9 protein-coding genes are annotated in these 11,314 nt (G+C 56.1%); 2 read left to right on the forward strand and 7 right to left on the reverse strand.

Annotation, left to right across the window (positions count from 1 at the left end; all coding sequences use genetic code 11):
• Window positions 1–64: 64 nt before the first annotated feature.
• A complete protein-coding gene (locus PH547_RS10125; protein ID WP_104822669.1) occupies window positions 65–460 on the forward strand; it encodes a (R)-mandelonitrile lyase in 396 nt (131 codons plus the stop codon).
• A 41-nt stretch (window positions 461–501) separates the two neighbouring features.
• On the opposite strand, the gene PH547_RS10130 is transcribed toward PH547_RS10125, so the two are convergent.
• The 7 genes from PH547_RS10130 to PH547_RS10160 all read right to left on the reverse strand — a co-directional run bounded on the left by PH547_RS10130 (window position 502) and on the right by PH547_RS10160 (window position 9,184).
• Window positions 502–2,688: a glycosyltransferase family 2 protein gene (locus tag PH547_RS10130; protein ID WP_285168172.1), complete on the reverse strand. Its 2,187-nt coding sequence runs from the start codon at window positions 2,686–2,688 to the stop codon at window positions 502–504.
• 53 nt (window positions 2,689–2,741) lie between these two features.
• Window positions 2,742–3,863 (reverse strand): hypothetical protein, encoded by a 1,122-nt coding sequence (locus PH547_RS10135; RefSeq protein WP_285168173.1) that lies wholly within the window; start codon window positions 3,861–3,863, stop codon window positions 2,742–2,744.
• Window positions 3,860–5,125 (reverse strand): KpsE/RkpR family capsule polysaccharide export protein, encoded by a 1,266-nt coding sequence (locus tag PH547_RS10140; RefSeq protein ID WP_285168174.1) that lies wholly within the window; start codon window positions 5,123–5,125, stop codon window positions 3,860–3,862. Before PH547_RS10140 ends, PH547_RS10135 begins: the two co-directional genes overlap by 4 nt.
• A gap of 29 nt (window positions 5,126–5,154) precedes the next feature.
• Window positions 5,155–5,808 (reverse strand): ABC transporter ATP-binding protein, encoded by a 654-nt coding sequence (locus PH547_RS10145; protein ID WP_104822673.1) that lies wholly within the window; start codon window positions 5,806–5,808, stop codon window positions 5,155–5,157.
• 10 nt (window positions 5,809–5,818) lie between these two features.
• Entirely contained in the window at window positions 5,819–7,117 is a 1,299-nt protein-coding gene (locus PH547_RS10150) for a KpsE/RkpR family capsule polysaccharide export protein (protein WP_285168175.1), read from the reverse strand.
• Window positions 7,098–8,183 (reverse strand): hypothetical protein, encoded by a 1,086-nt coding sequence (locus PH547_RS10155; protein ID WP_285168176.1) that lies wholly within the window; start codon window positions 8,181–8,183, stop codon window positions 7,098–7,100. The genes PH547_RS10150 and PH547_RS10155 overlap by 20 nt, the downstream gene beginning before the upstream one ends.
• A 140-nt stretch (window positions 8,184–8,323) precedes the next feature.
• Window positions 8,324–9,184: a class I SAM-dependent methyltransferase gene (locus PH547_RS10160; RefSeq protein WP_285168177.1), complete on the reverse strand. Its 861-nt coding sequence runs from the start codon at window positions 9,182–9,184 to the stop codon at window positions 8,324–8,326.
• Between the two features lie 647 nt (window positions 9,185–9,831).
• On the opposite strand from PH547_RS10160, the gene PH547_RS10165 reads away from it, so the two are divergent.
• On the forward strand, window positions 9,832–11,010 hold the full coding sequence (locus PH547_RS10165) for a polysaccharide biosynthesis/export family protein (protein WP_285168209.1): 1,179 nt from the start codon (window positions 9,832–9,834) through the stop codon (window positions 11,008–11,010).
• The last annotated feature ends 304 nt before the right edge of the window (window positions 11,011–11,314 follow it).

Raw genomic sequence — 11,314 nt, forward strand, 5'->3', positions numbered from 1 at the left:
GCATAAGCTTGCGGCAGAGACTAGGAGCGGCAGGCGCTGCGCTGGTGGAAGCAGGAGAAACGCCGTGGAGATCAAGCCCAATGGATCGCGTCCGTCCTTCAATGCGCCGGCCGAATATTTCACCGGCAGCGTGCGCCAGGAACCATTGATGCAGGCGCAGGCACCGGCCCGTGTTCAGGTGGTCAATGTCAGCTTCGACCCGGGCGCCCGCACAGCCTGGCATACACATCCCTTCGGGCAGACACTGGTGGTGACCTCCGGCAGGGGACTTGCGCAAAGCTGGGGCGGCGAAATCCGCGAGATCAATGCCGGCGATGTGCTCTGGTTTGCCCCGGGCGAAAAGCATTGGCACGGCGCCGGGCCGGACACCGCGCTGACGCATATCGCCATTCAGGAAATGCAGGACGGCAAGGCCGCCGACTGGATGGAATATGTAACCGAAGAGCAATATCGCGGATAAAAGCGGCTCGCGGTGGTTTGGATGGGATAGCAGCCGAGACCTTACATCGATGGAATGCGCAGCTTCGTTGGCATCAAGATCTTCGGGTCTGATTTATCGCGGCTATAGGCTGGATTGATCGCGCGGTCTTCAAACGTCTGCGTCCCATGCAGCCGGCGCAGATTGTCTTTCTCCCGTTCAAATCGTTTCTTCCGTTCTCCCGATTTGTCCGATCCCCGTGAAACCGATTCATGGTGGTAAAGGCAGGCGAATGGCGTCCATATGATGCGAAACCCGGCCTTGTGGGCGCGCAGGCAATAGTCGACGTCGTTGTAGGCGACGGCGAAATTTTCTTCGTCGAACGTGCCGATTGCTTCGGCACAGTCGCCGGAAATCAGCATCACCGCCCCGGTCACACAGCTCATCGAATTGCGGACATGCAGCCTGTTCATCGGGCCACCGAAATCCCGGGGCTTGTTCATGTACCAATGACCCGCCAGTCCGCCGAAGCCGACGAGGACGCCGGCATGCTGGATCTTGTCGTTCGGATAGAGAAGCTTGGCGCCGACAATGCCGGTCTTTTCGAAAGCGAGACAGGCCACCATCTCCTTCAGCCAGCCCGGCTCGATAATCTCGACGTCATTGTTGAGGATCAGATAGTGCTCGCCTTTGGCGGCGCGCAAACCGCGATTGATCGAACGGGAGAAATTGAAGGGTTCGGGCGTGATCGTCGCGGAAAACGTCGGCTGCGTTTCGCGGTAGTGCTCGTAAAGGTCCAGCACGGCCTTGTCCGAAGAACCGTTGTCGATGATCAGCACTTCGAAATTGTCATAGTCCGTTTGCTCGAAGATATCCTTCAGAACGCGGGAAATCAGGTCGAAACTATCCTTGCTGGGAATAATGATGGAGATCTTCGGCCATGAAGTCTCCGAACGTTCGAACACCACGCGATGCAGGGTATTCGTCAAGGCCTCCTCGACATGAATGGGCTGCTTTTGACGCTCAAATCGTTCCACGATCGCCTTCCTGGCATTGGCGGTCGCGGCATCCATGAATTTCCGCGAATAGGTGTGGCCGTTGCGCCGCCACCAATAGGCGGGGTAGGGCAGGTGAAGGACGGTATTGTCGGGCAGCCCTTCCAGATAGCGCAGCAGGAGATCATAGTCCTGCGAACCGTCGTATCCGGTGCGGAGATAGCCGATCTCGTGAAGCCGGCTGCGGCGGTAGATGGAGAAATGGTTGATGTAGTTGACGCCCGTCAGAAGAACGGGGTCATAGGCCGGCTTCAACATCAAGCCCTTGGGTTTCAGCCTATCGTCGACAACCAGTTCGTCGGTATAGAGGAAGTTTGCATTGGGGTTCTGCTCCAACGTATGCCGCACGACTTTGAAGGCGTGAGGAGCGATCACGTCGTCATGGTCCAGCAAAGCGACCCACAGGCCGCGCGCCTGCAAAAGCCCGGCATTGGTCGCGATCGCTATGCCGCCGTTTTTCTCGTTCAGAACGAAACGGACGTTGTTCCTCGATTTTTGCGTCTCATACCATCGCCGCGTTTCCGGCGAGGTCGAGCCGTCGTCACTCAGAATGAGTTCCGTACCCGCTTCGCTTTGTGCTTCGAAGGAGCTTATGAGATCGTCGAGATAGCGTGAGGGAGCGTTGTAGACCGGAACGACAACGCTGAGCCACACTCCCGCCGTCGAGGAAACGGGTGATGCTGCAAGATCGGCAGCAAGCCGATAGCTCGCCTCCGCATATTGTATCGCCGCGCTCGGCGAACGCTTGCCGAAGGGCAGCTTCGGCATTTTCGTCCAATATTGCGCAAGTTTGCCGAGATCGACCCGCTCTGCCTGCCCATGTGTGCCGAGCAGAGTTGAAATATGCTTCTCGGCCGATTTCGCCGAAGAAAAGGCAGCAACGTCGAAGCTGAAGGTGGTGGGGAAACTTGCGGGGTCGGCGCGCAGCGAGCAGATGGTTCCGACGGCTCCCACATCCGCCGTAATAATGAAGCGTCTCCCCGCCGACAGCGTGACCGCATCCTTTTCCCGAAAGCCGCGACCGCGATTGACGTAGAACTTCGGGTCGATGGCTTCATCGGTGCTGGCTATATGAATAACGACAAGCCTTTTCCGGACCGGTGCGAATCGAATTTCGAAGGCAGGATCGTCGCCAAGGGATTTCCAAAGATTGGAATTCGCACCGGCAGAAATCGCGCGTTCAAGATCGTCGTTGGGTAAAATCTTAAGTGTCATTGATGTCTTGATATCCAAATCCCAACAGCGGATAGCGCCTCAACGGCCGGCCATCAAGCCGTATCACCGAACCCATCGAAACGTATGCCTGGAAATGCCAGCGTCGCGCTCTGTCGCATTTTTTCCAGGGACTGTAGTGTGGCATTGAACGCGATCTCTCGCCGATGCCCATCCTCCACAAGCTGGTCGATTGCCGTCAGCCATTCCTCGGCTGTGTTGCCGATGTGAATCTCTCCGGCGACGGCGCAACGCGCGAATGTCGCGCATCGGGAAAATATGGCGGCGGCCCCCATGCGGCTTATATCGATCCGCTTGGTGTCTGCGCGGCTGTCGTTGGTCCTTCCCGCCAGGAGCGGCGCCAAGGCAATGTCGGCACCATGATTGGTGGTCCTCGCGAGATAGGACGACCACGGTAACTGCGGGCTTACCGTCATCCGACCCGGTTCAATGCCCTGACGACGCCATCGGCGCGCAAGGTCGCCATCGGCAAAGACTTCGAAATGCAAATTCTTATGCTTGTTCATGGCAGTCCTGACGATCGGCATCAGGAACTCGTGCTCATGACGGTGAATGCCGGTCGCATGATAGACCATCTTTAGCGACGCAGCCGTTTCACCGATCATGGCGGGTGATTTCTGAGAGGGCTGCGCCGGCATGGGTGCGAGAATGTCGACCTTATGGTCCGAGTTTGTGAGCGTCCCAGCTAGGTGCTCAGTGGATGCCCAAAGGTGGGTCAGCAATCGGTTGAGGCGCGGGAGCGGCCGGATGGCGAAATTGAGCAGCCTGAATTTATAGGGCCAACTGGCTTCGTCGCCCGCGATAACGGCGGGGATATCGTCGTCAACGAAATAGGCTACCCCCGCCAGGCGTCCATGCCTCTGCTCCAGCCAGCGCAATTGCGGCGCCTTGATATAGCGGCAGATAATGACGAAAAGCCCTTCGCAATCGACGTCGCCCAATCCGTCGTCGAGCCCCTTCAGGATGACGGGAATATCGGCAAGGGCCTTGCTTCGCTCATCCAGATAATAGCTGACGCTGGGATTGGGGTATCGCGACAGGATGAGCAGCCGTTTTGCCGGCGGGCGAATTCCGGACGCGGCCGAAGGCTGCGGTCTGGGTATCAATCCGTAGATGGCGCTGCGCAGACTTTGCATGGGTGGTTGAAGCGTGATCACCCCAAACGATTTCGCACTGTGGTCAGCACGCCGACGACAATGCCCCAAATGGCCAGGGTTGCCGCCAAAATGCCGCCGATCCAAAGCCCTCGTTTCGGATATTCCGCTTCGTCCGGCAGATCGGGGGCAAGAAACGTGTCGAGATAGAGAAGCTGTTGCTTGCTGACAAACTGCACTTGCTCCAGCGTTTTCATGGCTGTGGCGAATTGCTGTTCGGCCAGGCTTTGTTCTAACTCCCGCTGAGACATCTCGACCGACACGTCGGCAAGGTTCTGCTCGGACTTATTCTGCCCCGCCACCTGGCTGTTCAGATCTTGCAGTTGCTTTTCCTTGCTGTCGATTTCGCGCTTCAGAACCTTCATTTGCGGCGCATTGGGCGATACCGTCCGGACCAAAGCATCGTATTTCTGCTGAAGATTGACCTTGTCCGTCTGAACGCTGGTTATCAGGCCCGTGAGGATTGCCGATGATCCCTCGACACTGAGGACGCCCGTTTGGTTGCGGGCGAGCTGAAGCTTCTGCCGCGTTGTCTGCAGTTGATTCTTCGCATTGTCCAAATTGGTTTGAGCGGTGGTGATGACATCACGCCAGATGCGGTTGTTGACATCGTTGACCACGGCTTCGGAAGCCGCAACAACCTCTTGCAACAGCTTCTGCGCATCGGTCGCCGAAAAGGCACGGACCTTGACCGTCACGATACCGCTGTTGGGGTCGGTTTTGACGGACACCATATCCTTCCAATAGTCGAGCATCTTTTCCGATGACGCATCCTGCTTCAGCCTCGCCAACGGATCGATTTCCGCGTTTCCGTAGAGCGTTTGGAAGTCGACCTTGGCCTGGAGAGCAGTCACCATGTCCTTGCTGGCGATGAAATTGGTAACGATTTGGGTATCCTGAACGATTTGTGCCGATGGCAGGCCGGTTACCTTGGCCAGTTGGTCCTTCCCAAGTGCCGGCGTCGATGACCGGACGGTAAAGCGCGTTTCGGACTGAAATTGATCCGAGGCCATACGCGTAAAGTAATAGAGCGAAGCGGCGTTCGGGATGACAAGAAGCAATAGCGTAGAAGCCAGTATCGCCCTGCTAAGAATTTGCTCCAGCGGGCGAGGGCGCAGTCCGACTGCTTTGTAAAACTGGCTTCGCTTCGATGTCGAAAAGCGCAACTTTCGCGCAGTCACCGACAGTTTCGCGGCAACATCGCGGCTGTGCTGGATCGCGCTGAGCTGAACAGTTTCAGACGTCTTTCCGGTATCGTGAGCCATATGGGACCTTGTTGACAATCCGTCGCATCTTATCTGTTCAATCTGTAGTACGCTTCGATGGCCTGCTCGACCTGATCGAAAACCATAAGTCTGCCATCGACGAGCACCATTCCCTTGTCGCAATGCTGTTTGATCATGCTCATGCTGTGCGAGATCATGATCACGTCGGAATATTTCCGCCGGCTCTCAAATGCGATGCGACAGCGTTCCTGGAACCGGGCGTCGCCCACGGCCAGAACTTCATCGACAAGATAGCAGTCGAATTCGATCGCCATGGAGAGCCCGAAGGCCAATCGTGCGCCCATGCCCGAAGAATAGGTGCGCACCGGCGCGTTGATGTAGTCGCCAAGTTCGGCGAACTCTTCGACAAACCGGGAAACTCGCCGGACATCCTCTCCATAGGCGCGGGCGACGAAGTGAAGATTGGCACGGCCGGTCATATAAGGATTGAAGCCGCTGGCAAGGCCCAGCGGCCAGGACACCCGAACGTCCTTGGTGATCTTGCCTGAATTTGGCAGCATGGTGCCGGCGATCATCCGCATCGTCGTGGACTTTCCAGCGCCGTTCACGCCGAGCAGACCATAGGAATAGCCAGGCATGAATTCGCAGCTCACACGATCCAGGATGACTTTTTTGCTATTCTGCGTCTTGAAGTGTTTCGACACGTTCTTGAAGCGGATCATCGCGTATTTCTCATATCCGATGATCCTCCACCGACGCCCAAATCAATGAAAGGGTGGTCCAGAGAACCGCCAAACCAAGCAATATGATCAGCGGTGTGGTGACGCGGTGCGGAAATATGGCTTCGTCCGGAAGCGCCGGCTTTACGAAGACGGCCAAATAGAGCGTCTTGCGCAGTGCTTCCGCAAGCACTGCGTCGTAATTCCTTTGGGAGGCCTCATAGAGCTTCTCCGCAATCATCCGGTCTGTGTCGAGCTTGGAGTATTCCAACAGCGCTTGGGCAAGGCTCGCATTTTCCGGCCCGGTGAGCTCCGCTTTCTTCTTATCGATCTGAGCGTCAAGGCTTTGCAAGGCAAGGCTGAGCTGCTGATAGGTCGGAGACCCCTCGGCATGCGACTGCTTCATCACGAACAGGCGTGTTTCGAATTCGAGCTTCTGCGCAAGCAATCCCGTTAGCAGTGTACTGCTGTCTTTGGCCTGGGTCTGTGGGCTGAGAAGCCCGGATTGATGTTGGAACTGATTGAGCGCGGCCAGGGTATCGCTATAGGCTTTCCCGCTCTTTTCGACATCCGCCCGCATGCTTTGCACGATATCGTTGCGTGCGCGTTGCGAGAGCTCGTTGATCAGCGATTCGCTCTCCTGAATGATGGCGTCGGAGAGCTTTACGGAATCATCCGGCGTGAATGCACGCACCTTCAAGGTGATGATGCCGGAAGACACGTCGATGTAGGCGCTGACATGGTTTTGCCAATAGGTCAGAAACTCCTCATCGGATTCCGAAGAGCGAAATCGAGATATAAAATCCGCATCCTGCCGCGCGAACATGGATCGATAGTCGAGTTTCTCACCGATCCGTCTGAGGATCTCGGTGGAGTGAATGAAGCTCGTGACGACATAGGCATCCTGTGAGGCGGAGCGCATGTTGAGAAGGCCTGACGCCCCGCCGCCACTCTCGGATCCGCCGCTGCCGTCGCCCTTGTCATCCGAACTGGTGCCGGAGAGCGCGCGGACGGCGAAACGGGCTTCGGCAACGTACTGATCCGAAGCAATGAAGACGTAATAGATCAAGCTCGCCAGAAACGGCAGGATAACGATCAACAGGAAGCTGATGAGTCGGAGCGGCGGCTTGCCGCCGGCTTGGGGCACGGGGTCGTGCGTGCCAGGTACCGGCAAATACTCGATGTCTTCCAGATCATTGGGCCTGAGCCGTTCCGGCACCCTGCGTCGAAATAATGACGGCAGGATATGACGTGCCGGTTTTACCCGCGGATATGGCTGATCGATTGTCTCTTCAATGGCTATTTTGGGCATGTCGGCTTGCATTCGTGTTCCGCAATTCCGGCGCGGTGGGTTTCATCGCCTCACGCACATAATGATCAAAAATCAAATCTTCCTCGAGTATCAGTTCGGCAATATGCAATGAGCGCAATCGCGTCGCAACGTCCTCCAGGGCGGTATGGCGCGAGAGCAGTGGAAGATCGCCTACGGAGATGCCAAGCAGCTCACCGATCGCGTCCTGAAAGTGAAGGCTGTCGGCATCGTGCCCGACAATGGTGAAACGCGACAGCAGGTCGATCGCCGCGGCGACATCGCCGCGCGTGACGAGTTGCTCCGGGGTTTTCGCGACCAGTTGGCGGGTAACGGGGGACAGCAGAACGTTTCTGACGTTCTGCGATGCTTTCTTGAGCGCCGATTTAAGGGACGCCTCGCTTTCGAGATTGACGTCGGCGAAGTGTTCGGCCGCAGGCGCCAGGATGATCCTGTCTCGGTCGCCGAAGAAGGAGATCTGGGTCTTTGCCATTCGTTTCAAAAGGAATATGCGCAGGGCCAATTCGTAATATGGGTCCGTAAGCAGAACGATGGCCTTGAATCCCTTGTCGAGAAACTCCTCATAATTCCGCAGCAGCAGCCGCCCACTGATGTAGATCGACTGAATGGCATTGAGATGAAAGGCTTGCAGCGCGGTTTCATGGCCGAAGCGCTCCACGGACGACAGCTCATATTGGAAATGGCGGCCGCAGTGATAGTCGAACTTGGCCATGGGCAGGAGTTGGGTCTCCAGCCGCAGGATCTTCAACGGGACCAGTCGCGACACCTGCGGTCGCCGATAGATCAGCAACCCGGACTTGGCATCGTGGATCATGAGCGTATTTCGCTCGGCAATATCCGGAATGATCGATGCATCTAGCTTGAAGCCGACCCGCCCATTCTCATGTCGACCCGAATCCACCACCGCTTGCTTGATCTGATCGCAGGGCAAGACCATCAGCTCGCCATCCGCATCCGATACCCTGATATGCGGCAGATCGGAAAATCCGTCCGGAATGAGATAGCCTTCCAGAACTGCGCCCCGATCATATTCGAGATTAAACAGCACGGATGCCCTCCGGCGCCTCGCGCTTGCAGGCAGGAGCGAGGCGTTGGCCTTCAAGAGCCGTCAGATTGTCATAGGTGCCTTCAAACACGTCAAAATTATCCAAAATACTCTCAGGCGTCGAGCGTCGGCATGCGTGCCCGTCACGGAGCTGCCTGCGCTTTGCGTGCCAGGAGAGAAAAGCACGGTCCGCCGGAATGGCCGAAATCCTGATCCTTGATTAGGATGTCGCTGAATCCAAGCTTTTCCAACAGCGTTAATATATCGTCTCTGTGCATCCAAAAATGCCGGTCCTTCATACCACCGCAGAAGGACGCGTTCGAGTTGGCGTGCTGATAGCTGCGTTCGTAGTAGCGTACCGGAACGCCCTCGATCATCCTCGTTTCGACCTTTCCGCTGAAAGGATTGCGACGCACATCGCCCGCCGGCATAGCCTCTTCGAGAAAAAAATGCGTCCAGATGAAAACGGCACTCGCGCGGCGGGCCAACAGTCTCAAAAACTCTCCGGGATCGGCCATATGATAGAGGACGCCGGAAGCGACGGCAAAATCATAAACCTCATCGTGGTCGGTAAGCCACGCCTGAATATCGCCCAACAAAAACGAAGCGGTGTTGATATCGAGTATTTGCCTTGTCACCAGGCATCGCAGGAAACAGAGCCGATTTGCTTCGATGGCATCGATTCGTGCGGGACGCTCGCGGTGCAGCATATAAGTATGCATCCCCTCGAGCGGGCCGACTTCCAGAATCGTCTTTCCCTCAATCGAACCAAACGACCGCAGCGCCCAATCTATTCGGCCGTCCGCATAAAGATGATGTATTCCGGCTTTCAAATTGAGGGCGACGGGAAAGGCACTGTTCCAGCCGGGAAGGGCGTCGATCGCATTCTGATGATCGGGTTTGCCCTGCTCATATTGGTCAAATATCGCCTCCAGAGAATTCCCAGCCACCTTTTTCCTGGATCGCTTTGCAAAACCGAGCATCGACTGCACCTTCATTTCCATCGGTATTTTCGTCCGGTTTTCGAGGCGCCTCTAAGCCGGCGTAAGAGGCCGATTTTCCGCCGCTCTGATCCAAATCGCCGCGGCGCCTTGAGTGGTCGGCACAATCCACGTCACGGTCTTTTTTCGGGAATAAGCTTTACCCAACCTTGCTTCGATTTTCCCTATTATCTGCAAAGAATAAATCTGCCGTTCGGCTAATCTTGGGTTGTCTTATTTGGCTGCCTATATCGGGCACGGTTTAGAGCGCGAGGCTATCATAAGCAAGGGTACCCTCATAAAAACGAGGAGGTTCTCAGATCCGTTTTTTCCGTTTCGGACGTGCAAGATTTCCAATCTTGCTTGATGTCATTACTTAAGGAATTCCTTTATCATTCAGTGAATATTAATTAAATTACTTGGAGAATTTCGGTAGAAATTGCCTTATTTCCGTTTTCAGCCTATATCGCATAGGTAGTGCTGCCATGGCGTGAGTTCGGAAGTATGCTCATAAGAACGCACATAAATTTTTTTAACGGCATTAGTGCAAAATCGGCTTGTTGAGGGGCGCTCACTGTGCTTTTCAGGACGCCGACTGATTTTATGAATAATGCGCTGGCCTGACCGACTCGGTAACAGCAGCCGATATTGATTTTGAGGTTATTCAATTGATTCGCGTAGGGGCGGCGTTAGTCGTTTGCGTAATTCTGGCGGGATGTAATTCCGTCTCGAGCGAAGGGCCGCTGGCCGGTGCGATTGATGAGGATGCCGGGCAATCGGGCGCGGAACTCGGGCGCAAGAATGCGGCCGTCTTCGATGTCGTCGACATAAACAGCCGCACGGCGCGCTTTGTCTCGGACTATGTGTCCAGCGCACTCAATCGTCGGTTCGGGATAGGTGGCCCTGTCGGACGGGTCGTTATCGGCGTCGGCGATTCGCTGAAAGTGACGATCTTCGAGGCTGGCGCCGACGGTTTGTTCTCGACGGCCCAGTCGAAACAGGTATCCCTGGATATTATCGTCCAGCCGGATGGGACTGCAGCTATCCCTTATGCCGGCACGGTCAAGTTTGCGGGCAAGACGTTGGAACAGGCCCGTCAAGCGATCCTGGCGGCGCTGGCTACCAAGGCGGTCGAGCCGGACGTTATCGTGACGAGTACCGGCACGTCATCGCGGACGGTAACTGTCTCCGGCGCGGTTGGCCGTCCGTCGATGGTTCCTTTGGATCTGATCGGCGAAAAGATCACCCAGGTCATTGCCAAGGCTGGCGGACCGGTCACTCAGCCTTATGAGACCTATGTGACCTTGGTTCGGGGCAACAGGACCGGAACGGTTCTTCTAAAGTCGATCATCGAACATCCCACTGAAGATATTTACGTTCAGCCTGGCGATCAGATTTTCCTCGTGCGTGATCCCAGGACCTTTACCCTTCTTGGCGCCGTTAAGGGTGACGGCCGCCTTGAGTTCGGGGCCAACGACTTGAACCTGCTGGAGGCTGTCGCTCTGGGCCATGGCGCGGTGGATGAAGCCGCCAATGCGCAAGGGTTCTTCCTGTTCCGGTACGAAGAACCGGAAATCGTTCAGAACCTCCTCGGTGCCGCTCGTTTCCAGGAGCTGGTGCGTAAGGGAATGGCGCCGGATTCCAAGGGACGATATCCGATCGTCTATAGATTCGACATGTCGCATCCCGACAGTCTCATTGTCGGCCAAACGTTCCCCGTCAAGAGCCGGGACGTCATCTATGTATCGCGTCATCCCTCGGTCGACATTCGGAAATTCCTAACGCTGGTCGGTGCGCCGCTTAATATTGCCTCGCAGGGTGCTGCGACCGCTGCCAATCTGGGGCAGTGACATTGGCTTGATCGCGGAGGCGGCGCGGAACGCGCCTAGCCGCAGTTTCAATGCCGACGTCAGCATATCGCATCGTCGAAAGACTGGCTTTCATTGAGCAACAGAGGATTGCGAGAGCCGGCGGGCTGCGTCTTCCTTTTGAGATTCCGATGGTGGTTCTTCTAGGAAGGGTTGTGGTGAGCCGACCCTGTCCCGCTTCGGATCAGGGTCGTGTTGTTTGTCAATATGGTGTTCAGCCCTCGGTTTTTGCAGGTGACAACCGCGGACAATTGTGGTGTGAACGGGTGATAAGCAAATATGGCTA

The organism is Rhizobium cerradonense (assembly GCF_030182455.1).
In the GTDB taxonomy this organism is placed as follows: domain Bacteria; phylum Pseudomonadota; class Alphaproteobacteria; order Rhizobiales; family Rhizobiaceae; genus Rhizobium.